Source organism: Phaeodactylibacter sp., from assembly GCF_040219495.1.
Lineage (GTDB): Bacteria > Bacteroidota > Bacteroidia > Chitinophagales > Saprospiraceae > Phaeodactylibacter.
Map to the genome: position 1 here is coordinate 30,952 of NZ_JAVJSK010000039.1, position 25,109 is coordinate 56,060.

The 25,109-nt window shown below is 49.4% G+C and carries 15 protein-coding genes; 2 read left to right on the plus strand and 13 right to left on the minus strand.

Features of this window, described 5'->3' with window-relative positions; all coding sequences use genetic code 11:
• Nucleotides 1–49 precede the first annotated feature (49 nt).
• From RIC19_RS05440 to RIC19_RS05460, 5 genes are all read right to left on the minus strand, one after another.
• Nucleotides 50–1,822, minus strand: coding sequence for a hypothetical protein (locus RIC19_RS05440; protein WP_350177280.1), 1,773 nt, complete (start codon nucleotides 1,820–1,822; stop codon nucleotides 50–52).
• 204 nt (nucleotides 1,823–2,026) lie between these two features.
• Complete coding sequence (locus tag RIC19_RS05445) at nucleotides 2,027–2,974, minus strand: hypothetical protein (RefSeq protein ID WP_350177281.1); 948 nt, start codon at nucleotides 2,972–2,974, stop codon at nucleotides 2,027–2,029.
• Nucleotides 2,975–3,866: 892 nt separating this feature from the next.
• A complete protein-coding gene (locus tag RIC19_RS05450; protein WP_350177282.1) occupies nucleotides 3,867–7,709 on the minus strand; it encodes a hypothetical protein in 3,843 nt (1,280 codons plus the stop codon).
• Between the two features lie 57 nt (nucleotides 7,710–7,766).
• The gene (locus tag RIC19_RS05455) at nucleotides 7,767–8,297 is read right to left on the minus strand and encodes an immunoglobulin domain-containing protein (protein ID WP_350177283.1); all 531 of its coding nucleotides are present in this window, start codon (nucleotides 8,295–8,297) and stop codon (nucleotides 7,767–7,769) included.
• 18 nt (nucleotides 8,298–8,315) lie between these two features.
• On the minus strand, nucleotides 8,316–10,091 hold the full coding sequence (locus RIC19_RS05460) for a hypothetical protein (RefSeq protein WP_350177284.1): 1,776 nt from the start codon (nucleotides 10,089–10,091) through the stop codon (nucleotides 8,316–8,318).
• 291 nt (nucleotides 10,092–10,382) lie between these two features.
• Between RIC19_RS05460 and RIC19_RS05465 the strand changes: the two genes are divergently transcribed.
• Nucleotides 10,383–10,961, plus strand: a complete 579-nt coding sequence (locus RIC19_RS05465) for a Uma2 family endonuclease (RefSeq protein WP_044224788.1) — start codon at nucleotides 10,383–10,385, stop codon at nucleotides 10,959–10,961.
• 281 nt (nucleotides 10,962–11,242) lie between these two features.
• Here the strand turns inward: RIC19_RS05465 and RIC19_RS05470 are convergent, their stop codons facing one another.
• The 6 genes from RIC19_RS05470 to RIC19_RS05495 all read right to left on the minus strand — a co-directional run bounded on the left by RIC19_RS05470 (nucleotide 11,243) and on the right by RIC19_RS05495 (nucleotide 19,837).
• The gene (locus tag RIC19_RS05470; protein WP_350177285.1) at nucleotides 11,243–11,944 is read right to left on the minus strand and encodes a DUF2490 domain-containing protein; all 702 of its coding nucleotides are present in this window, start codon (nucleotides 11,942–11,944) and stop codon (nucleotides 11,243–11,245) included.
• Nucleotides 11,945–11,947: 3 nt separating this feature from the next.
• On the minus strand, nucleotides 11,948–12,721 hold the full coding sequence (locus RIC19_RS05475) for a carbonic anhydrase (RefSeq protein ID WP_350177286.1): 774 nt from the start codon (nucleotides 12,719–12,721) through the stop codon (nucleotides 11,948–11,950).
• A 198-nt stretch (nucleotides 12,722–12,919) separates the two neighbouring features.
• The gene (locus RIC19_RS05480; RefSeq protein WP_350177287.1) at nucleotides 12,920–14,254 is read right to left on the minus strand and encodes an aminotransferase class I/II-fold pyridoxal phosphate-dependent enzyme; all 1,335 of its coding nucleotides are present in this window, start codon (nucleotides 14,252–14,254) and stop codon (nucleotides 12,920–12,922) included.
• A gap of 521 nt (nucleotides 14,255–14,775) precedes the next feature.
• Complete coding sequence (locus tag RIC19_RS05485; RefSeq protein WP_350177288.1) at nucleotides 14,776–16,704, minus strand: S9 family peptidase; 1,929 nt, start codon at nucleotides 16,702–16,704, stop codon at nucleotides 14,776–14,778.
• Nucleotides 16,705–17,048: 344 nt separating this feature from the next.
• Complete coding sequence (locus RIC19_RS05490; RefSeq protein ID WP_350177289.1) at nucleotides 17,049–18,857, minus strand: PKD domain-containing protein; 1,809 nt, start codon at nucleotides 18,855–18,857, stop codon at nucleotides 17,049–17,051.
• Between the two features lie 179 nt (nucleotides 18,858–19,036).
• Nucleotides 19,037–19,837, minus strand: coding sequence for a T9SS type A sorting domain-containing protein (locus RIC19_RS05495; RefSeq protein WP_350177290.1), 801 nt, complete (start codon nucleotides 19,835–19,837; stop codon nucleotides 19,037–19,039).
• Between the two features lie 239 nt (nucleotides 19,838–20,076).
• On the opposite strand from RIC19_RS05495, the gene RIC19_RS05500 reads away from it, so the two are divergent.
• Nucleotides 20,077–22,359 (plus strand): TonB-dependent receptor, encoded by a 2,283-nt coding sequence (locus RIC19_RS05500; protein ID WP_350177291.1) that lies wholly within the window; start codon nucleotides 20,077–20,079, stop codon nucleotides 22,357–22,359.
• 53 nt (nucleotides 22,360–22,412) lie between these two features.
• On the opposite strand, the gene RIC19_RS05505 is transcribed toward RIC19_RS05500, so the two are convergent.
• Nucleotides 22,413–23,516 carry a slipin family protein gene (locus RIC19_RS05505; RefSeq protein ID WP_350177292.1) on the minus strand — a complete coding sequence of 368 codons (1,104 nt, stop codon included), beginning with the start codon at nucleotides 23,514–23,516 and terminating at the stop codon, nucleotides 22,413–22,415.
• Nucleotides 23,517–24,436: 920 nt separating this feature from the next.
• Nucleotides 24,437–25,109, minus strand: a 673-nt coding sequence (locus RIC19_RS05510) for a T9SS type A sorting domain-containing protein (RefSeq protein ID WP_350177293.1), incomplete at its 5' end; no start/stop codon positions are given.

Here is a 25,109-nt window from a genome sequence, read left to right on the forward strand (position 1 = left end):
TGTTTGCATAGCGCAGCCACAGCCCGGGACCCCGGACTGTGGCTGTTTTTTATTCTAATATCTTAACCTCCAAATTCTCCGGATCATCAAAGTAGAGGGTGACTTCCAATTCGATTTCTTTTTTGTACTCCTCTCCCTTGCAGCGCAGCACCACCTTCTCCTCATCTTCATAGATGACGTTACTGCGGTCCAGCCGCTCAACCAGGTAGCGGTAGAGGCGGTCTTGAATGTAGGTGAACAGCATTCGCCAGTCTCCTTTCTTGTAGAGCTGGCTGTAATCAGGATCACGATGCACAGGAACACGCCTTCTGGCCTCCTTGTCAACCACATAGGGCAGATACAAGGGCACAGTTTTAGTCAAAAAGATGTTTTTCCCGCTTATGAAATACACATCACGGGTCTCTGTGTCAAGTGCCAGCAGATAATGATTGGCGCGAGGCTGCTTAATGTAATGATAGGGATAGTCGTAGTGGTTATTAGCCGCGCCTAGACTGTTAGCCCAGGCGCATTGGGAAAGGTATCTTGCTGGCAATGGCTCTGGGCTCACTACTAAAGGATAGGAATAACGCAACGCTCTTTCTGTTATAGTTTTCCATTGGGGCTGATAATAGGTATCATAAATGTTATCATTGTTAAAATCGTCCCAGCTTATGGAATCCGCAAATTGCGGGTCTTCTCTCTTATGCCATAAGAGCAAGCTGTCGACGTAGATTTTATAATACTCGATATCACGATAATAAAACCGGTGTTCAGCCGAAACAAATTTATAATCGATAGTCCCATTAAGATAAGGCTCCCTCTCATAATCATAGCTAAAGCTCATCATCTCTGGCAGCCTTGCCTTTAAATCCGCTACCCGTGCCTCACTTACCCAACAGCAGCCATACCTCAGGTGGTACATACGCGGCAGGTATACATCGTAGTCTGGAATTAGGCTGTCTATCATAGTCTCCGGGTCTACACTATCAGGCAAAGCGCTGACTTTTTGATGGAATTTATATAGGTATAGGTTTTCCATAAGGGCTTCGAAGAGATAGCGCTTTTTGTCTTCTGTGCCGCTGAAGTCAGGAGTTTCAAGCTTAGGGTATGCACTCGAACGAGGTACGATTTTAGCTTTCGCTTGTTTGGCTTTGAGAATTTTTATTTTCTCAATTTTGTACTTTTCCGGATCGCTAAATGAAAATTGGTACTTATAATGACTTAAAAAACCATCTTCTGTTCGCCTAATCCTATTTATAAATATAGAGTCCTCCGTCAATCTATCAATATTAACTTTCACATCCTCATCCAAGTAAGATAAAGCTTTAACAAAAAACACATATGAATCAGGGGAATTAGGCACAGAATTAAAGTATGATATAATGTCATTTTTAAAAGTGGGATAAATAGGCATGACAACCTTAGTATCTATATCCACTAAAAACAAGCCGAGATTATCCTGAAAAAGCCTTTTTATATGTCCCGCTGACCAATCATTCAAATCTTTGTTTTCTGGTATACGGTCAAATCTCACCTTATATAAGTGGAAACTTGTTCCAGGAACAGCTCCTAAACCCGATTTTTCAACATGCATCCTAGGCGAGTCAGTAAAATATCCAAATATTATATTGTCGGTATTTTTTAGCCTATTGTGAGACAACATTCTGCTTTCTTCCTTATAATTATTACTCAAGGCCAAACTGCTAAAGTATGCGTAGCGTTTTAATATTTGACGCTTCATCTCATAGACCACTTCCGGCGGAAGGTCAGCATCTACTTCTTGCGCAAGCATATTCAAGCTCAAAAGCAGCCCCATAATCAGCGTAAGCGCGCGTTTAGTCATAAGCTACAAGGTTTAACATATCCGGGAAACAGCAGAAAGATACAAATCCTCCTGTAAGCCCGGGCGACAACTGAACGAGTGTACGGGCAGCAGGTGTCAATGGTGCTGCTGACTGAGTGAGTGTTATATTTTTTGCATTGACTTCGCCCCACTCCCGTCGTCGCGCTTCCAGCGAGGCGATGGGTTGACCTACGCGTACCCAATTCACAAGACCCGAACCTCCAAATTCTCCGGATCATCAAAGTAGAGGGTGACTTCCAGTTCGATTTCTTTTTTGTATTCCTTTCCCTTGCAGCGCAGCACTACCTTCTCCTCATCTTCGTAGGTGACGTTGCTGCGATCTAACCGTTCTACCAGATAGCAGTAGAGGCGGTCTTGAATGTAGGTATACCGGTGGTAATCGCTATCCTTCAATAAGTAGTAAGAGGTATCATCAAAATTCAGGATGCGTTTGCTGTTATCCCACTTGACCTTCATGTCTGTGTACAATGGCCCTACCTTGGATAGGAAAATGTCTTTGCCACTGACGAAAAAGACATCGCGGGTTTCCGTGTCCAATGCCAACAAATAATGGTTTACTGGGGCGGAAATACTTCGGTAGGGCAGATAGTAATGTCCACTTATAGTGTCATAGCTTGTACCCATGGTACAACCGGATAGCCACCATGGGTCCAGTTCTCGTATATGCAATGGAGGCGGAGGGAAAAACTCACCAATTTCAGGGATAAAAGCACGTTTCCGCTCTGGCTGATAAAACAGGTCATAGCGCCATTCCCCACCAACTCCATAACTCCGATCTCCGCCGCCAACTTCGTTGCGCCATTCCCCGGTCACTTCGTAGCCCGGCGCCCCCTCAAACTGCGGGTCAGGTCTTTTGCACAATACCAAAGTGGTATCTACGTAGAATTTATAAAACTCCACATGTTTATTGAAAGGCCGGCCTTCTCCCACTACTACTTGAAAACGGCCACGCCTTTCCATTAAAAACCGGGTATCGATTGGCAGGTGAGATTTAAGCGCTTCAACCTTTTCGTAGTCTACCCAACAGCAGCCATAGTGCAGAGGCAGGCAACGGTCCAAGTATTCGTCGTAAGCAGGCAAAAGGCTGTCTCTAAGCTGATCAAAGTCCTGCCCTTCTGGTATCGTATCCATTTTTTGCCTGAGCTTGTAGAGGTAGATGTTGCTCATCAGATGGGCCTGTAGGTACTGCTTCTTCTCTTCGTAGTTTTTGAAGGGGGCGGGTTTATATTTTCCGATGATTGAAGAAATATAGTTCTCGGAAGCCCCCGATAATCTTTCAATAGTTTCTGTTTTGAACTTGCCCGGTGTGTCTTTTGGGACTTTGATAATTCTTTTTGATTTAATGCCATTATGATAAGTCGAAGTGCATTCGAATACCAGTGTATCAAGCTTATAACTCCTAAAAAACATATTATCTGCACTCTGTCTGTACAATAGTATTTTTAAGTACGGTATGTAAGATTCGGGCTTGTCAGAACGGAATTGGAAATATTTCTCAATAGGGTAATTTCTCTTAGCCCACCTGCTTAAAATAATCACTTTCTCTTCTTCTGTAACAGCAACTAGAGCAATGTCCCGATAATAAATAGGGTGTACACTAAACACATGACTTACCCATCGGAAAAAATCCCCGTTAATAGAGGCCTCAGTCGGAATTTCTACTGTAAATAGCCTCCAACCCTCTTCACTTGGTATTTTAAGTGCCGATCGGCGTATTGCCATCTTCGGAAAAAACTGAAAAAAACCAGAAACGAAAAAAACCTCAGTCGAAAACTCTCGATCCATGGGTTTAGACAATTTATCCGCCCTTTGGCTAAGCAGCAGGTACTTTGAGGCTTGTAAATCTTGTAAGACCTTTAGTTTGATTTCATACTCTAGTGCCTTGCTCAAGCTACTGTCATTTTGCCCCTGTAGCGCGGCAAAGGAAGTCAGCATAAAAGTTATCATAAAACAAATGTGATGAACTATTTTAAGCATTTCTGTGTCTTTTCAAAGTTCCATAGATTTGCACCTAAAGTATCTTTCAATCGCTAATGCTAAAGACAGAGCGATGAGCCTCGGGCTGGGAAGCATGGCTTCCGTCATTAGAGCCAGCAGCAGTAGGGTCGTGAATCTTGCAAAAGGGGCAATACCCTTTTGAATAAAAACCGCCACATTCTTTTCCGTAAGCATCCTGAATTAACACCCATTTCAGATAAGACAGCGGCTGTGTTTTAATGAGGTAAAGGTGGGTTAACTCATGCGCCAGGCATTCCCGGTATTTCTGCTGCCGCAAGCGGCGTATTTGATGGCAATCCGGGTTTTCGCTTTTGTAATAATCCCAAATATCTTCGGAGCCTGCTCCTGACCAAAACCCGGATGTATAGCTTGCATAAGTAGGGATGAAAGATAATGCCTTCACATACATATTGATCACTATTAGCTTTTTATCGTCGATATGCAACAGTTGTTTGTGCGATGGGAAGTTTTCCTCGGTTAACTCATAGGCCAGTTTCTTTTCTTCATAAAGTTGATCCACTTGATCTGCCTTATCTCTTAATGCTGTGATACTAAGGTCATCCTCATTGGTAATCCAGCTTGCCAGTTTGGCACCTAACAGAGGGGAGCGTTGCTCAATGTATCTTACGTAAACGGGCACTACCTCTTCTCCTGCCTCCAAAATCAATGTCTTTATTTCCTCCTTCTGACTTTCAGATAGAGTCACAAGCAGGGAAGTATGCTTGAAACAATCTGCTAACCGATTGCCAGGCGCACGATTTAGGGTTGTAGTTTCAGTCGTGCCCAAAAGCAACCTTTCCCAATTTACTTTTAGGGAATAAAATGCATTATCAGAATACTGTACTTCATGCCCTTTATTTACTTCGCATTCCCCCGGCTCACTTCTCAATCGGATATCGAGATGGTAACCTTCCTCCTCCAGCTGTGAAAGAATAGAATTATAAATAGTTTGAGCTGTATCTTGCCGCAACTGAGCTAACGCCCGCTCAGCATAGATTGATGGGGACTTACTGCCGGCTTCACAGGGGCTACCCACGCAGATACCCTTTGCTTCGCTTGTATCTACTGCTGGGGTAATGGAAACCCCAGGTGTATAGTCTTTAGTCACCAACTTCATTGTAATGTGGCGCTTGATGATTTTCTGGGTCCGGGTTTCCATAAAGCGTACCCGTACTACAACTTCTTCTCCGCTCATTGAGGGTAAAGAGGTAAAGGTGTACCCACCATTCTCGTTAGCTCCGTTAACCCTAACTCTATTTTCCGTCCAATGTAAATCGGTGACCCTATGATCCCCCTGGCTGACAAATTCTCCTATCGTTTCATTTTTGACCTGAAGGACTACCGAATTTCCTACTTCGATCTCGTATTTTTGGGGTGCTGGCTTTCCGTCTAGAAATAAGGCATAGCGGTAGCCCCTTGGCTTGGCAAGAGGAGGCTCGAATTCAATATTCATAGACAACGCAGGTCGGTCAAACCTATCCCTTTGCCCGCTCTTTTCAGATTCGCCAACCAAGAGTCCTGCCTCTACGTATTGACCAAAACCTTTGTACCCTAATGGAAAATCGGGAGCCGCAGGTTCGAACAAAGGAAAGATTGCTGGATTGTCGAGTTGGACTTCCCCTTTTATTAGTTCCCCTCGATGCTCTTTGTGTTCAATCTTTAATTTGAAATGATAAGGCTTAAACCGAGATCCAGTATAAAAGTGCCTTATCCGTAGTTTTTCTTCCTTGCCAGGATAACCATCAATGATCATAGGAAAAAACTTGCCCTGCCCCCGCACAATAGGCTTGTTTACCTGGTGATCAACCTTTTCATTCCAAAAGTAGCGAATGTTTTTTTGATTAAAATTTGCAATCTTTCCCGTTACTGCCGTTCGAATAATTTCCTGATATTCTGTTTTGTCTTGCCCCTGTTGCAGGTTATGTTGAATGTATATGTCTACGTTTTTTTCATTCCCCCACTCTGTATAGTACACCAAAAAAACATCTTCTGGATCGTATTCATAACCCTTTACGATAAATCCATCTTTCGCTATACATCCCTCACTATTTGTTACTGTAACAGCATAAAAACCTAGACCCGTAATCTCGATCGTCTGCGCAGTAGATCCATCCTGCCATTCGTACGTACTTCCCGGTTCTCCTCCGGCATCTAAAATAGGGTTGCCGGCCACATCTTCTCCTATTTGTATTTCCGCAGTAGCGCAGGAGCCTACCTCGTAAACATCCGTAGCACTACAGGCTTTTCCATCTTTGGTAACGGTCACCCAGTAAAACCCAGCCTCGTCTACAGTGATTTTATCAGTAGTCTCTCCGGTAGACCATTCGTAGGAATAGCCAGGAATTCCTGTACCTGCATACAAATTGGTAGAGGTTTGCGGGCACTCATTTGAACTCCTCGAAACAGGATCTTCGTCCTTTAAACCTATAGGGTCTGCCAGCTCACATAGCTCGGGATAAGTAGAAATGATTCCAATATCTGGAGGCCTTTCGACAAAAACAGGGAACTCAAATTGCTCTTTGCAGTCCGTGTCTTCATCTGTGATTCGAAGCCCAAAGTTTGTGTAATGCAATAGTTCTACCTCAACCGCAGGAGTTGTCGCACCGTTCTCCCACAGATAACTATATTTGCCCTCGCTTAAAATGACAGGAGCAATAGTCACAGATTCTCCAGGGCATATTCTAGGCTTGTCCCATTCTTCAATTTTGATTGAGTTGACGTTTACGGTTACTTGGTCTTCTGCAATGAGATCTCCATTAGAATCTGTAACATATACAGTGTAAGTCGTCGTTTCAGTAGGGAAAACAGTAGGCATAGATGAGCTAAGATGGGTAAATAGGTTTTCTCTGGGCTTCCATGCATAACAGTAATCCACTCCATCTATCGGGTGGGGCCACGGTAAGCAGCCTGTACCTAACTGAATCCTGTCTCCGGCGCAAATAGTACGATCCGGTCCCGAAATATCCCGGCACGGAGGCTCGACAGTTACTTCAAAATGCATAACGCCTTTCCCTTCCCTATCAGAGAGTTGGAATACGTACGCACCATAAATAGTATCTGGATTTGGCGATAACTCGAAGCACTTGGTCTCCGTACTTCCTGCAGGAAAGTTCAGGTATACAGGGGTAAAGTTATCGAAGTGGGGGGAATCATGAGCAGCTAAGCTCAGTCTTAACGCCACTTCGCCAGTGGGTTTTTTATCAGGGGATATGCAGAATGTAGACGAAAGCCCGGACAAAATCCTGGGGGCTTGTACAATACGCTTGCCGTTGCTATCTAGCAAAGACAGCGGGGGCACCGATTCACCATTGACCACTTCGATTAAAAAGTTGTCCAGACAAACTGTTACACCCGGTCTGCTAGAGCTACTGCCGGACAAAACGACCCAGTAATTACCGTCTGTTTTTACGGAGAAGATCCGGCTTGCTATACTAGCACCGGGCTCATCATAACTAAGCTTGTCCAGAGGCACCCCTAAAGCAATAACCTTAGCTTTTATTTCAACGCCTACCGCTGTGTACCAAAAGTCAATCTGCTGTCCCAGGCCGGAAGCCCTACCATTCAGGGTTAAGCGATAGCTCTTCCCGGCCTCCAAAGACACCCGCATTGCGACAGTATCGAGGTGACTAAACCCATCGGTGTAAGCACACCAATCATTAGGTGCTCCTTTTGCCCCGTAGCTGCCCCTGGTAAACCCTTTTTGATAAAAGCCTTCTACCCCACACATATCTTGCTGAAAGGAGGAGTCTGAAAAATCAATAACCCTCAGAGTATCCAGATACTGAGACCATACAATCACCGGAGCAAACACCCATAATGAGACAAGAACTAAGACCTTTTTCGATAAATAGCCAGACGCTTTTTCCACATTCATAACTTTTGCCTAAGTGGTTTCTTACTGCACTTACAGTGTTTATATCAACGGTTACCAATCGGGTACTTTAACCGTAGGAGAGGTGAATCTGCAGCCCCTTTCATTGATGACTACCAGATAATAAATACCTGAAGGGGCTTTTTTCAGATACTTCCCTTTTTGTGGCAGTAGGGTGTCATCCTCTTTATACCATTCGTAGGAAATATAATTGTCTGAACCAGTCACTATTACGGAAAGTTGCCCCGGCTTGTCCGTAGCATTAGGCTCTATCTCAAAGTCAAACGAAGGACCAGGACAGGCTGCAAGCTCTACATGGTATTTGAACACACACCCATAACTATTTAATATGCTGAGCCGGTAAGCACCTGGCAATTCTATGTCTCCCGGCTCTTTTTCTCTAGAGGTATAGCCCTCCGGTCCCCTCCAGTAAAACTGAAAAGGGCCGGCGCTCCCTTCCGCTATTACCGCAAAGGCTTGTTGTGATATGCCTTCACAGGCACAGTCTACCATTGTCGTAATCTCAATCTTTGCCTGAGCCGTCCATCCTAGCATCAAGAGAGCAGCAGTGATAATGTATTTCATGGCTTGTTATTTTAAAGCTTAGTTGAGCCTTTTAACCTCCAAATTCTCCGGATCATCAAAGTAGAGGGTGACTTCCAGTTCGATTTCTTTTTTGTACTCTTCTCCCTTGCAGCGCAGCACTACCTTCTCCTCATCTTCGTAGATGACGTTGCTGCGGTCCAGCCGTTCTACCAGGTAGCGGTAGAGGCGGTCTTGAATGTAAGTAAACAGCATTCGCCAATCTCCTTTCTTATAGAGGTAGCTGTAATCAGGATCACGATGCACAGGAACACGCCTCCTGGCCTCCTTGTCCTCCACATAGGGCAGATACAAAGGCACAGTCTTGGTCAAAAAGATATCTTTCCCGCTTATGAAGTACACATCCCGGGTCTCCGTGTCCAATGCCAGCAGATAATGATTGGCACGAGGCTGCTTAATGTAATGATAGGGATAGTCGTAGTGGTTATTAGCCGCGCCTAGACTGTTAGCCCAGGCGCATTGGGAAAGGTATCTTGCTGGCAATGGCTCCGGGCTTACTACTAAAGGATAGGAATAACGCAACGCCCTTTCGGTTATGGCTTTCCATTGGGGCTGATAATAGGTATCATAAATGTTATCATTGTTAAAATCGTCCCAGCTTATGGAATCCGCAAATTGCGGGTCTTCTCTCTTATGCCATAAGAGCAAGCTATCGACGTAGATTTTATAATACTCGATATCACGATAATAAAACCGGTGTTCAGCCGAAACAAATTTATAATCGATAGTTCCGTTAAGATAAGGCTCCCTCTCATAATCATAGCTAAAGCTCATCATCTCTGGCAGCCTTGCCTGCAAATCCGCTACCCGTGGCTCACTTACCCAGCAGCAGCCATACCTCAGGTGGTACATACGAGGCAGGTATACATCGTAGTCTGGAATTAGGCTGTCTAACAAAGTCTCCGGGTCTACACTATCAGGCAAAGCGCTGACTTTTTGATGGAATTTATATAGGTATAGGTTTTCCATAAGGGCTTCGAAGAGATAGCGCTTTTTGTCTTCTGTGCCGCTGAATGTGGCTTTTTCTGTATTTCTTGGGTGGGGCACATATGGCACCTTTTTTGTAGCAGGAGATTTGGCAAGTTCGACTTTTCTGTAGTTCATAGGGTTAGACGCCGGAACAAAGTACTGATACTCCCATCTAGCTCCATTACCCCATTCGTAAACGTGCTTTAAAACAACTGTATCCTTAAGGACTTTTTCAATGGATATCCCATTTGGAAAAATGCGATATCGAAGTATTTTAAAAAAAACTTCGAAGGACTTTGGATCAGCAATGTCGGTTTTTACAACCTTTGAAAAGTTTGTCGTAACGCCACCGCCTTTAACATTTAATAATATAACCTCATTGTTGTTTTTCACAGCAAACAAGCCACTACTACCTGGAAAAGCACCTCTAAATCTATCATTCGCCCATGCATCAATCGCATTATTTCCCTGATCCTGACGAGAAAAATCAACTTCGTAAAGCGTATACTTCTCTCCTAGGATACCGTCTATGGCTGACTTTTTGACCCGAAGAAATAAGGTTCCAGGCAGGAATCCAAAACCAACCATTTCCAGCTGCAATGCTTCATGATCGAAAGCATTGCCCTTGCCATTTCTCTCAACTGAATAATTGCTGAAGTACACAAAGCTGTGGAAAGCAGTGTTTTTCAACAGTTGTCGCTTCATCTCGTAGACCACTTCCGCCGGAAGGTCAGCATCTACCTTTTGCGCAAGCACATTCAAGCTCAAAAACAGCCCCATAATCAGCGTAAGCGCGCGTTTAGTCATAAGCTACAAGGTTTAATATATCCGGGAAACGGCAGAAAGATACAAATCCTCCTACAAGCCCGGGCGACTACTGAACGAGTGTGCGGGCAGCGGGTGTCAGTGGTGCTGCTGACTGAGTGAGTATTAAGTCTTAGGTAAACTATCGCCCAGCGGGAAACCGGACGACAGGACGGGGGCTTTAAATGCTGGGCACTGCTAGTTCTGCCTGTTTCTGAGCTGCAGCACTTGGATAAAATAGCACAGGGAACTTACACTGCCCCCAGTTTGTTTACCATTTCAATAAATCGTCAAATGATGGAACAAGCTACCGAGCAAATCCCTAAAAGTCTGGTCTATGAAATGGTTGGCGGCAAGCCCATTTACTACCAAGGCTACAAGGACTACCTGACCGGTAACAAGCAAATGGATGAAATCATGGGTAGCAGCAAACTACAAGCGCTCATTGTTGCAGAGTTGATCTATCTCCTCCGATCCTTTTATGGAAATGAATACCTGATCTTTACGAACGAGCTCGGGCTGCGCTTTGGCAAAAACGCCTGGAGAGCAGCGGATATAGCCGTAATCAAATCGGACTTGGTGGAAGACTTAAACGATCAGTATTTGGATATTCCCCCTGAATTAGTGATCGAGATCGATACCAAAGCAGATCTTCAGGAAGTCCGCAACCCTTTAGGGTACTACCATGAAAAAACAGAGGACCTGATTCAATTTGGCGTAGCCAAAGTCGTTTGGATTTTTACAGATACCCGAAAGGTGCTGATTGCCGAACAAGGCAACAACGCGTGGCGCATTTACGACTGGGAGGATCAGTTGGAAATCACAGAAGGCCTGGCTATAGATATGAAGCGTATTGCTAATCGGGGAAAGTAGTACTTGATGTCGGGTTCAGTCTGCTTCATTGCTTTCGCTAAGAATTATTACGCCCCCCTCCGATGTCATCTTTGACTTTAGCTTGCTTGCCCCCACCACAAAATACTTCTTCCCCGACCGTGAGCAGGAAGCGGTTTGACCAATACCCCGAATGGGTATCCCTGCACCAATGTTCCTTTTGCAAAGGAAGGTCTAGCCGGACCGGTACTACCTAACAAACACACCCTGTACCGAATAAACCGTACAGGGTGCAATTCATTTTTGGCTTTTACGATAAAATCTTACCTAAAGGAGAAGTTATGGTGCGCACTGAATTGTGCCTGCCATTTGCTCCAGTTGGCGGTGGTTTGATTCATAGCGCCCAGTTGGATGCGCAGGTTGTCACGCAGCCCGAACCCAATACCAAGATAGGTCCGGTTCCGGTCAAAGTATTGCACTTCACGCCCGTCTCCAATATCGGTTTGACCATTGATGAAAATCTCATTGTACAGGGCCAGGTAGACGACTCCCTTCCCAAAATCGGTGGCATTGAGCGGTACATTCACAAATATATTGTACCGGTAGCGGGTACGGAAGTCCTGATCCTCCAGCCAGCGTTGCTCCGACCGGAAACGGTGGGTAAGCAGAAAACGGCCACCCAGCCGCTGGGAAAAAAGAGCTTCCTGATAAATCCGGTTTTCATGGACCGTGTTGGTGCTTTCTCCCGGTGTGCCCGTTGTGATACTCGCATAGCCCAGTGTGAAGGTTACACCAGCATCCTTTGGGGTGTACGTCAATCCATTTCGGATCAGCACCTGCTCCAGGTCATTGCCGAAGTTCCAGAATCGGAACTGATAATCGCCCTGAATCCCGAAGGGGCCATCTCCAAACCTGGCATTGTAAAAGTACATGTACCAGGCTCCCAGTTTGTCTTCTTCAACAGTTTGGGCCGCAAGCGGGCTGGCAAACCATGCACACAGCAGTAGTAACAGCAGTTTTTTCATAGGCTATTGAACAAATTTTGGCAGTGACTTGATCGTCTCTTCCAAAAACTCCACCTGACCGGAGTGCAGGTTGTACACTGCGCCGACGATGAGGACTTCACCGCTTGCAAACTTGCGGCTCAGTACCGGTTCCAGACCCCGGAGAAGTTCAACCTGCTCCAGTACATTCTTGCGAACGGCGGTATCCAGCATGTCATCCTCGCCTTTTGCGTTATCTTTCGCGTAAAGGGAAGCGGGTTTAATGGCATTGATGAGCGTCACCACGTGGCCCGGAGGGTTTTCCGGCAGCTGCATAGCTGCCTTTACAGCTCCGCAGGATTCATGGCCCAGAACAACAATCAGACGGGTATTCAGCACTACCGTGGCGTACTCAATGGTCCCATAAGAAGCTTCAGCCATCACCTGCCCAGCTGTACGGGTAATAAAGAGGTCTCCCACCCCCTGATCAAAAATAATCTCATTGGGCACACGGCTGTCCGCACAGCCAATAATCGTAGCAAAAGGCTTCTGCCCCAGCTCGTTGTTGCGCAGGTCTTCGTCGGTCTGACGCGGTTTGATACTCTTGTTCTCCGCAAAGCGCTTATTTCCATAAATCAGCTTTTTCAATCCGTAGTAGGGATCAAGGTAAGCGCTGTCCCGGTCGGCAAAATACTGATCGGCTTCGAGATCGAGCATCTCCTGAATGGCAGCGCTCTGCTGTGCGTGGGCGTGCGTGAACATGGTGGCCAGGAACAGGAATGCTCCTGACAACAGGGTCTTTGACAGTGTCATATTCATAGTTTGAAGTGAAAAATGACACGCCTAACCTTGGAAATGCAAATGTTGTTTTGGCCACGGATTTTTTAAGAAAATATTAACTAAAAATATTTTTATAAGTCAGAATTTTGTCAGAATTTCTATTTATTAATTTGCAAAAAATGGTAAGAAAAGACACATTGCCACAGTTCTGTAAAAACAAAACTGAAAGGAAGTGAATCAACTGGCCCGGTCTTGAAAAAAAGTCTTCAACCGCTCCAGCGCCACCTCCAAATGGCTCAAAGGCAGCGTAGTGTAGACTATCCTAAACACCCCGTATTTCTCGTGCTGGAATCCGGCACCGGGCGTCAGCAGTATGCCGGTACTGTGGTAAATATCCATCCAAAGGTCTTCCTGCCCCTTTTCGCTATCCTCTTTCAGGTATTTGGAAAAATCAGCCCAAACAAACAAGCTGCCGCGGCTGGGGACGTAGGGTACTTCCAACTCCCGAAGGGCCCTGACGACTGCTTTGTAGCTCCCGGTAAGCCGGGCTTTGTTGGTTGCGATGTAGCGCTCCAGGAAGGCGTGGTCTTTCATCAGCTCCCCGATCACCCACTGCGCAAGGTTGGAGACCATCTGCGGGATATTGACATTCCCAAAACCCTTGAGGAAGCTTTCATTCAAAGAATGTACGATACCAAACCGGAATCCGGACATGGCAAAATCCTTGGACAAGGCGTACCAGAGGTGCAGGTAATCGCTTTGAAGCTCCGCCATAAGCTGTGCGAAAGATTGAGGCACCGTTGCCGGCGTATAATCTGCCCGGATTTCATCGTCCTCAATATTCACCAATGACAAGCCGTAAATTTCACTGACAACCAGGTGCACCTCATGCGCAATACACCACTCGGCAATCTCCCTCAGCTGTTGTTCCGAGTACATACAGCCGGTAGGGTTATCCGGTGAGGTCAGCAACAGGATTTTGAACCTTTGCCCCTGCCCGCTGATATCCGCCCAGGCAGCATCCAGGTGTACGGTGGTAAGGGGGGAAAGGTCACCATGATCGGCAGGATGGTGATGCGTTTGCAAATCGTAGCGCTGCAATCCGCTTTTCAAGCCCACATCATTGGTGTACATGGGGTAAGCGGGGGCTGGAATCACCACCACATCCCCTTCGTCCGCCAGCATAAACGTACTCACCTCTATGGTCGCTGCAGCACCGGCAGAAAAGGCGATGGAATCAGGCGCAATGGGACATTGGCACAGGTATTGCTCCATAAATGCCGCTACGGTCTCCCGGACCTCCGGGTGCCCATTCGGATCCGTATACTGGAAGGCCCATTCGGGAACATCTCCCTGTTGCAAAATTTCATTTATGCGCGCCTTCATCATCGGGATCATCAGGGCATTCTCCGCCACATTTAGGGTGAAGTACCCTTCGGGATTCTCCTCCGGATCATACAGGTTTTGAGCGGCTTCAAAGAAGAGGTCCATGTCCACCCGGGCAGCGGAAGCCGCCAGGGGAGCCCCTCTCCTGGAAAGGCCGGAAGCCGGTGTTGATTTTTCTATCGCCATTCGAGCTTTGATTTGTGGTTTTGGCCTGGTTCAGGCAAATTGGTAATACCGTGATCCGCACATCTAAGAATTCGGCCAATCGACTACAGAACACCTAACAAGCTTCTGATGTGTAGAGTTGAGCGCCCTGCCTATGCATCTCGTGGATAAGCTGGAGCAGAGCGGGAAGCTCTACCCCAGCAGCTACCTCGCTTAAATGCAGAGTGTTGCACCCCTTGTATTGATAGCAGGTGGTCCCTTTCTGTTTTGTGCAATTTGTTATACACACTTATTCAAGAGCTTACCTATAATTTTGTATCCCCGGCAACATCGCAAACCACCGAATTCGTAGAACCAGTCTGCACGGTGAAGCCAGGTAGAGTCACACCTTACTAATCCCACACCAACAAAGCCCACCGACTTCGTAGAAGTTATACCTTACTCATCCACGCAATAACAAACCCTAACGACTTCGTAGAAGTCGCACCCTACTCTCAATAAAATCTTAAGGAAAAACCCCTGAAACAGGAACAATCAAAGCCCTAAGTCGTCACCAACGCCTCAGGCACCGCCACCTCCAGCGGCTGCATCAGGTAAGTCTGCAGGAATAAGATTACCGCCTGATTGTAAAAATCGCGGTTCGATTTTTTCCGGAAGCCATGCCCCTCATCCTTAGCCAGCAGGTACCAGGCCTCTCCCCCATTCTTACGGATGGCCCGCAGCATCTGCTCGGCTTCACTTGCCGGTACACGCGGATCATTCTGCCCTTGCACAATGAGCATGGGCTTGGTGATCTTATGAGCGTTGGTGGTGGGCGAAATCTGCTCCAGATGCCGGCGCATAGCCGGATCACGCTCGTCCCCGTACTCCACCCGGCGCAGGTCGCGGCGGTAAGACTTGGTATTCTTCAGGAAGGTAATAAAATTACTGATGCCTACGATGTCGATCCCGCAACAAAGGCGGTCATTGTAATGCGACATGCTCGCCAGTACCATGTACCCGCCGTAGGAGCCGCCCATAACCGCCACACGACGGCTGTCCAGTTCGGGCTGCTGTTCAACCCAGTCAAGCAGCGCCCCTATATCCCGCACAGAATCCTCCCGCTTAAAGCCATTATCAAGCTTGAGGTAGTGCTTCCCATAGCCCGACGAGCCGCGCACATTAGGGGCCAGCACCGCTACGCCCAGCTCTTTGAGGTAATACTGAAAAGCCGGTGAAAAGCCGGGGCGGAACTGACTCTCCGGGCCGCCGTGGATGTAAATCAGCACGGGCACAGGCTCGTCTTTCGCTTCCGGCCGGTAGTAAAAGGCGGGAATTTCCCGGTCTTTGCCAGCTACCTGATCAAAAGTCGGATAATGAATGAGCTGTGGCTTCACAAAACCTTTGCGGTCCAAACCGCCCACTTCCGAGAAGGTCCACTGCTGCAGGTCCATCGTTTCTACATCCAGCACATAAGCGTCGGCCGGAGCCTGCGGGGTATTGATGGTCAGCGCCAGGCGCAGGGTCTTGGGGTGCCAGCGCATATCCGTAATCACGCCCGTTGGCAATACTTCTACCTTACTGTATTCATCTTGTGCCGTATGGTACAGATAGAGCTCAGAAATCCCGTTCTTATTGATCACAAAGGCAAGCTGCGTCCCATCGGCAGAGAGCTGCAGCCCTTCCACCTCCCAGCCCAAGCCCCGGGTGATGCCCTGCGTGGCACCGCTTTCCAAATCATAGGCCATCAGCCAGCGCCATTCACTGCCCGCATCAGAGGTGTAGTAAATCCGCCGGCCATCTGCCGACCATATACCGGAGCGGCAGGCAATATTAGGATCTGCTTGTATCGTTTGCAGTTGCCCGGTCTCCACATCCAGAATATGCAGGTGGCTTTCGTTGATCGACCGGTAGTTGATGACGGTCACATACTGCCCGCCCGGTGCCCAGGCGACCGGGTACCAATAGCCCTTACCGGTAAAAGCCAGTCGTTCGCCTGTGCCGCCTGCCAGATCGTAGAGGTACAAATCCTGATCAATGCCGTTGCGCTTGGTACTGCTGTAAATAAAGGCGCTGCCCTCCCGGTTCCATACGCCACTGCTGTGCTTGGATTCCCCATCCGTCAGCATTTGGTATTCCTGCTTCCGCAAATCATAAAAGTAGAGCTGAAACGCTTCATTGCCACCAGTATCCCGCGCAAACAGGAACCCCTGACGGTCAGCATCGGGGCAGGTGCGGGCGATGTAGACCGGCTCGTCAAAAAAGGTAAGTTGCTTACGGAAGTGCCCCGGACGGACCACTTCGTGTATCTGAGCGGCTTCCCCAAAGCGGGTAGAGATCAACAATCCACTACCATCCGGCAGCCAGTCAGCCAGAGCGGCCTCACGGGTCTGCTGGTACAACTGAAGCCTGTCTTTCAGCAGTACGGGTATATCAGGAATGTTCTCAAGCAGAAGGTTGCCTATTTCTTTTCTTCTAATCTCAACTGTCATAATTCAGGGTTCGCAAGAGTGTGGTGGGATATTCCACCGGGTACCGACTACCTAACACCTGGATTAGAGTCTACATGAATTTGGGTCTCCTATTCGGAAACCAAAATTCATGCATGCTCAGTTTAGACTTTCGGTTCCGTCACCGAATTTGGGATTATGTACAGTGTTCAGGCCGTAAAGCTACGCTTTTTTCAGATACTTTGCTGAGTACCAAATCAGTAGCTGGTACAGACGGAACACTGCGCCCTATCCGTTTTATGTTGCTCTTGCTTGTTTAGCCCCTCAATATATGATTTTTCATATGTTTTAATGGTTAACGTACAATCTTTTTTACAACAGCACCTTTACAACCGTCCTTGTATGACAATTGGGAAACTACTACTGCCCTCCCGGGTTTGCACCCAAAAATAATGAACGCCCGCTGCGGTTTGAGGAAGCAACAGGCGGGTAGCCTTTCCGTTTAACCCGGCTTCAAAGGACCAGGACTGCAACTGCTGACCGAGTGTATTGAGCAAACGGACCTCCACCGGACCGGACTGCCCATCATCTGCTATCCATACGGGGGCACCGGGCGCAACCAGCGTCGGGTACACCTTCCAGCCTTCCAAAGCAGCTTCTGCTACCCCAACCGGCATACAATTGGGAAAAGCGGGGTCGTAAACCATGCTTTGCGTGTACGTCCGGCTGCAACCAGTCAGCGGATTGACCACCTCCAGGGTGTAGCTCCCGGATACACTGATGCAGTATTCCAGCCCATCAGCGCCCTCAAGTGCCTGCTCATTCAGGAACCATTGCAATTCGTAGGGCTCCGGCAAGGCTTCCGGGGCTACCAGAAAAAGAAGGTTTTGGTCATTTTGGAAGACCGGGAATTCGGGCAGCTCATTGAAATCGAGCAAAACGGTATCTGAGGTGGCGCTGCAGCCATCGGCATTGGTGTAGGTCACCCAGTAAAAGCCGCTTTCGCCAACCGGCAGCAGATCGCCATTGGCACCGAGCAGAGGCACCGTGTCCTGATACCATTGTGTATTTTCGGTGTAGTTGGTCAGCAGCGTCAGGGAGTCGCCTTCACACAGCATTTCGCCGTCGTAGCCTTGCAGTTCCGGCTGCTCAGGTTGCTCAAAGACGGTCACCAGACCTTCGGAGCGGATGGTATCCACCGGGTGGATGATGTTGATCTCCACCGTTGCCCCATCGTCTTCCAACTCGCCATTGGAAGTTTTCACAAAGCCAAAAACGCCGCAGACATCATCGCCTCCGTCCAGCCCCTGATCATCGTCGATAACACGGATTTGGTAGGGCCCGTCTTCTATAAAGGTGCCGGGGTTAAACACAACCGGCAGGTTCGCATTCTGCACCACATCAGAGGCAAACACCTTAACGCCCAGCGGGTTGTACACTTCCAGCACCAGGTCCGGAGCGCCCCCAAACAGGTCATTACAGTCCACATCCGTCACCACGACTTCGGTGAGCTGATGCCCAAAGGTGTCCACAATCACCTGATAGCTCACGCCGTATTGGCCCGGAGCATCGTACACTTGTGCAGCCGGGTTTTCCGCCTCAGAGCTATTGCCATTGCCAAAGTCCCAGATGTAATTAAAGCCATCGGTACCATTGGACGGGACATTGTTCGTGAAATTCGCCACCACTTCCCCACAGCCCGAGGTGTTGTCGATGGTGAAGCCTTCTGAAACCGCCTGTCCCGGCAGAATCAGGATAGGGATGGTCACTGCCGAGGTCTGCGTAGCGACCAAAACCTGTGCAGAGATGATCACTTCCACCTCGTACAGCCCGGGGATCAGCGGCGTACCGCAAAAGCGCACGCAGCCATCGGTGTTTTCACTTACGTCAAAGGACAGCTGATTAGCCTCCCACTGTAGCCCGGGAGGCACATTAGCGACTGAGCTGATCGTCATTTCCGAAATGGGCAATCCCGGAGGTGTGTCCGGGTCTGTAGCATTTACAGGCGTGGTGGTCTGGGGCAGGCGGAATGAAAGGTCTTCAACATAGTATTGGCCGACTTGCCCGTCCGTAGCAGCTGAGATGTAGATGGTATCCTCAGGGAGGGCAGGCAGGTTGACGGTGCAGCCGGGGCAGTTGGCTTTCGCCGAAAGGCTAAGGCCCCAAAAGATTAAGGTTAGGTATAGATACTTCATGTCCTTCTGATTTAAATGAACGACCAAAACAGTTCTTGCAAAGCACAAATGGCTGTACAAGAACGGATTGGAGTTAAATAAAATTTTGTAGGGTGTTGGAGCGGGGCTTCACGCTGCAGGGTGGGCAGCACCCCGCTCCGATCAGAAGGACTGAATTCTTGGAGATAACGGTATTGCTACTACCGGTTGATAATCATTTTAGAAGTTGCTGCGTGGCGGCCATCGGTAATACCGTAGAGGTACATACCTTCTGCCAGTTGGCTGCCGTCAAAGTCGATGGTGTTTTCACCTTCGATGAGTTGAATCTGCTGTTGGTGGACTTCGCGGCCCAGCAGGTCGGCAACGAAAAATTGGTACAACCCGGATTGCTTCGCATCCACCACCACTTGCGTAAAGTTGCCAAATGGGTTTGGGCGGTTGCTCAGCCCAAAGTCGGCTGCGAAGTCCTCGTTGGTGTTGGAGAAGCAGTTGCCCCCCCCTTCTTCCTTGATGTTAAGGTAGTAGTGTCCTCCACTCTCCAAGTCACCAGGGAGCGTTACACCAAGAACCTGCCCGACATTAATATCAGCAGCGATCGTCAGATCATGCGTCCCTACCTCATCAGCAGTAGGCGTACCGAATACGATAATACAACCCTTGGTCTGTGCTGCAAACACGCAGTTAGGCGGATTACAAACGTAGTCCATGGAAGCCGGCAGGTTACCCAAACCATCTTCCGCAGGAATGCTCACATCTACCAAAGCAATAGGCAGGCCTGGTATCACCTCATAGGTCTCAGGAATGTTGAAAGTAAAGATAAACTCATACGGACTGCCCACGCAGGCTGTATCTGCAATCCCTCCCTCCGGGCGCAGCATTTCATTGTATGGTAGTGGGGAGACCACCACCGAATCCGGGACGGTTTCGTCCGGCTGGCAATCCTGCGCGTACCCAACGCCCGCAAGGATAACCCCCAAGAAAATCAGTACAATTCGATTCATAATCGTGTTGTTTGGTAAAGAATTCAGTTGACGAAGTTAGGAAACTTTTGGTAAAGCCGGAGAGATTTGTTGGAATGTGTCGGCTGCGTGCAAAGCGATTTTTTCGGCCAACTTGCTTGTCAAATAAGCCCAATGCCTTACATTTGTCGTTCCACACACCCTGAAATTAGCACCCTGAACATTTTGGACATCATCCACAGCCACCACTTTCGACCGGTGCTGTATCTAACTCATTGCATATGACCAAGTATTTCCTACTGCTAATTTTCCTGCCTTGCGCCTCCTTCCTGACGGCTCAGGAGGCTTTTCTGACTGGCCGTATTACCGATGCACAGACCGGAGAGCCATTGATTGCCGCCACTATTAGCCTGGGAGAGGCCGGCACCGTCACCAATTTTGATGGCTACTATGAGCTCAAGATACGCCCCGGCGAATATCAGCTTAAAGCCAGCTACATAGGCTACGAGACCTACACGGCCTCAGTAACCCTCGACGCGGGCGAGCGCCCACAGCTTGACCTCCCCCTCAGCCCCCGGGCCACCATTCTTGAAACCGCAACCGTTACCAGCGGGAAGTTTGACAAGCCCCTCAGCAAAGTGACCGTTTCGCTGGAAGTCCTTCAGCCCGGCCTGATTGAAAACACCGGCAAAGTATCGATTGACGAGGCACTGGAAAAACTGCCCGGTGTGACCATCATCGACGGGCAGGCCAATATCCGCGGTGGCTCGGGGTATTCACAGGGGGCTGGCAGCCGGGTGTTGCTCCTTGTAGATGACATCCCCATCCTTTCTGCTGATGCGGGGTTCCCCAATTGGGATGACGTCCCTATAGAAAATATCGCGCAAGTGGAGGTGGTCAAAGGTGCAGGGTCTGCCTTGTACGGCTCCTCGGCCCTCAACGGCATCATCAACGTGCGCACGGCCTATGCCACAGCTGAACCGGAAACCGAGGCGGCGGTTTTTTACACCCACCATTTCAGTCCGGAAGATGAACGCCTGAAGTGGTGGGACACCGCACCGCGGACCATTGGGGCCAGCATGGCCCACCGCCGTAAAATGGGCAAGTTTGATCTGGTGCTCGGCGGTTATTACCTCAATGAAGAAGGCTACAACGAAGGGACTTTCCGGCGTACCGGCCGCTTCAATTTCAGCACCCGCTACCGCGCCAATGACCGCCTGACCATCGGGCTGAATGCCAATATCAATGCAGGAGAGACGGCGTCTTTCTTTTACTGGGCCAGTGACACCGCCGCTTATCAGCCTGCCCCCAACACCCTGGGCGGGCGGCAGCGCCTGCGCTACAATATCGACCCCACCGTCACCTACTACGATGGCGCCAACAACCGCCACCGCATCCTGAGCCGCTTTTATAATATCAATAACGAGAATGACCTCAATCAAAGCAACTTCTCCGATATGTTCTACGCGGAGTACCAGTTTCAGCGCCGGATGGCAGCGGCCAATATGGTCTTCACTGCCGGGCTGGTAGGCTCCGGTACTGACATCGAAGCCGAGTTGTACGGAGACACGACCTTTACTTCCCGCAACCTGGCGGCTTACGCACAGCTCGATAAGGAGTTCTTTGGCAAACTGAATGCTACGTTAGGCCTGCGTTACGAGCGCAATGTGCTGCGCAATCCCGGTTTTGAATACGATGGCGGAGTTGTGGACCCCTCCAATGAAGAAGAAGCCAAACCCGTAGCGCGCCTCGGGCTCAACTATCAGGCAGGCAAGGCAACCTTCCTGCGGGCGAGCTGGGGACAGGGCTACCGCTACCCTACCGTAGCTGAAAAGTATATCGTGACAGAAGCCGGCGCTCTGCGCATTGTCCCCAATCCCACTCTGGAATCTGAAACAGGCTGGACCGCAGAATTAGGGGCAAAGCAAGGCTTCCGGGTTTCCAATTTTGAAGGGTTTCTGGACTTTGCGGTTTTCCGCTCCCGCTACTTTGATATGATGGAGTTCAATATCGTAGGCTTTAGCTTTCAGGCCATCAATATCGGGGACACCCAGATTGATGGATTTGAAATCACTGCCGCTGGCAGAGGCGAAATTTTAGGCCTGCCGGTAAGCCTGCTCGCCGGATACACTTACGTTGACCCGCGTTTTGAAGCCTTCGACACCATCCGAGTGCCTGCCGGACAAGACCGTACGCAGGGGCAAATCAACGCCAATAACTCTTCAATTGATGAGAATATCCTGAAGTACCGCTCCCGCCACCTGTTCAAGCTCGACCTGCAAGCGGATTATAAAAAGGCGTCCTTTGGCGTTGAGACGTTCTACAACAGCCAGATCGAAGCCATTGATGCGGCATTCCTGCTGTTCATCAGCGGGCTTCAGGACTTCCGGGAGCGCAACGACAGGGGCTTTACCGTGGTCAACCTCCGGGGCAGCTATCAGCTCACAGAGTCTGTTAAACTGTCCTTGCTGCTCAACAACCTGCTCAACCAGGCCTACTCGCCCCGTCCGGGCATTATGGAAGCCCCCCGTAATTTGACGATGCGCCTGGATTTTGATTTCTAAGCGAATTGAAAAAGGGCTGCCCCAAACGGAGCAGCCCTACAGTAAACCCTTGTCTACTTTTTATCCGCGATAAAAAGCTCGCGCAACTGATCAATCACCTGTCCGCCACCGGAGACAGAAAGGCTGTTGATCTTCTCGGCGATCTTCTCCACGTACTCCATCTCCTTGAGGCGGAGCAACATGGCGTTGTCCTCCATCAGCTTAGCGGAGTTGAGCAGGCTACGGGTGGCAGCCGCTTCGTCCCGCCGGAGGATGGTGTTGGCCTGAGCCTGCTTTTCAGCCACAAGGACCCGGTTCATGATCTCCCGGATTTCGCCCGGTAAGATGATGTCCTTCAGGCCTCCGGACAAGACGGCTACCCCCAGGCTTTCAGCGGCTTGAGCCAGTTCGTCCCGGATGCTGTTGTAGACGCTGTCCTTACCAGCCAGCAGTTCGTCCAACGTCCGGGTCCCCACATAAGACCGCAGCGCTAATTGCACCAACAGGTACAATTGGCGGGGCATATCACTCACTTCCAGCAATGCCCGCTCCACATTGGTGATCCGGTATTGCAATTGGAAGTTGAGCCGGATGCCCACCCGGTCTTTGGTGAGGATTTCCTGCCCGCTGACCTCTATGGTCTGCACCCTTAGGTCGGCCAGAAGCACTTTCAAGTCCTCAGCCGTTTTCCAGAAGTAGTGCCGTCCGGCAGACAGCTGTTGCTTCAGTTCACCGTCAACCAGTAACAGCCCGGTCTCATAAGCAGCCACATCATACCGGTGTACCTGACGGAAAACCACCAATTTGGTGAGCAACTCTGGTTCGATAACGGCCCCAACTTCATCCTTGCGGGTATCTACCATCCGGAAGTTATACTCAATGCCAGACTTCCAGTAGACATAGCGCCCTGGCGATAAGAGATTGTCGAACAGCCCATCCCGGTACGCCAGGCAACGCTCGTAGTCCCTTACTTCTACCAGGTGGACTTCAGCCCGAAAGCGCTCATCCTCCAGCAAAATGCTCAGGTCAATGGGCAAGACCAATGGCTTTGTCCGGTCGAACACCAGCAATTCCTGCCTCCAGCCCACTACATGCCAACCTTCGAGGCGCACGCCTACGAAGGACTTGGCCCGGAATAACAGACCAATCTCATGACGGCTGATCGTTACGAATTTCATGACTTGGTTTTTTGCAGTTGTGAACTATTTAAAAGTTTTGATTCCTTACAAAACGTACAGCAACGGCGCCTCAATCCCAGGGATACGAGCCCGGCATTCAGTCTGTGGCAATCTGTACAGTTGAGCCGACAATCCTGGCCCATCACCAGGAATCGCCTTAGCCCGCAGCCCCGTAGTTCAGCAGGCGTACCTGCCATGACACAGCGCTACGAAAAAGACTTTCAGTACATTGCACGGTAGTTTCCCACCGGAGAAGTACCAAAATCTTTCCAAGTGCACGGCCTCCGGCAGACGGTATCCTGCCCAACCGGTAGCCCTTCGGATAGTGAATCGCTTACAGCCTGACTGTAAAATCCACGGGCATCCGCTGCTGCACGTACGGTCCAGGTTTTTTACAGGGAAGAACCTGAGAACTTCCAGATGGATTATCAGTCCATTGCCCAAAATGGCGGTTGGTACAGGGCAAAGCCCCGTGAAAGCAAGTACTGTGTTCTAACCAGCTGAACTATGGCACGATTAAGCGCCAGATGGATTCGAACCATCGACCGCAGTATCCAGATGCTTGCATAAACCCTATCGCACCAAACGGTATACCCTACCCCAAACAGGCGGGCACCAGAGCGCTGTACAGAAACGCTACTACGGTTCGGATACAATATGGCCTACTTCCTTAGAGCGTAAAATCTATACGCCCTGATGTATTTATGAAGGGTTGTTTGCTGTTGTCAGACATACATACAGCAGGCGGGAGAGAAAAATTCCCAGAGCCAGTATTTTTTTAAAAAAAATGGAGGCTGGATGAATACATCACCCAACCTCCTTCCGTAATTAATTGCACAAATTAATGGTCTGGAGCTTGTGCTGCCATTGCCCCTGACTTGCCCGGAATCAGGTAAGTCAGGGGCGGCACTCCATTTTATCTAGTCGGCTACCACCATCTTCTTCGTGGCAGTGAAGCGGCCAGCAGTCATGGTGTATTCGTATACCCCTGCTGCCAGTTTTAGCCGTTCTACGTTCAGCGTATTCAGCCCGGCTGCGGCATCCACTTCATAGGAGCGGATGAGCCGGCCTGCCACGTCGCTTATTGTAATCGTTACCGTCTGCTCTGCAGGCACTTCAAATGGGATCATCGTTGTGCCCCGGTAAGGGTTCGGCTGGTTTTGGCCAAGGTAGTAGGCTTCATCAGATGCCATACTGTTCTGCCCAAAGCTCAGCGCCACATCCTCAAAGGTGCCGCCATTGCCGTACGCCTCCCGTGGGGTGACCGCATCGCTCATGCCCAGGGCTTCGCTCAGCTGTACGTCCGTGCGGGCGCGCAGTACCAGCGTGAACAGCTCACTGTCCGTTGGCACCACCGTTTCGGATGCCCAGTTCCAGCTCATTGCTACCCGGCCCTGTGCCGCCTGCGTCAGCCCGAAGTGGCCTTCTTTAGCGATGCCCGGGATAATCTCTACCAGCTCCAGTGCCTGCGCATCAAATTCCAGCGTGCCCTGGAAGCCTTCGATGGCTGCCAGCTGTGGCGCAGTGAAGGCGATGCGGTACTCGTTGCCCGATTTCAGCGCTTCGTCCGCCGTTTCCAGCTGGAAGCGGCCA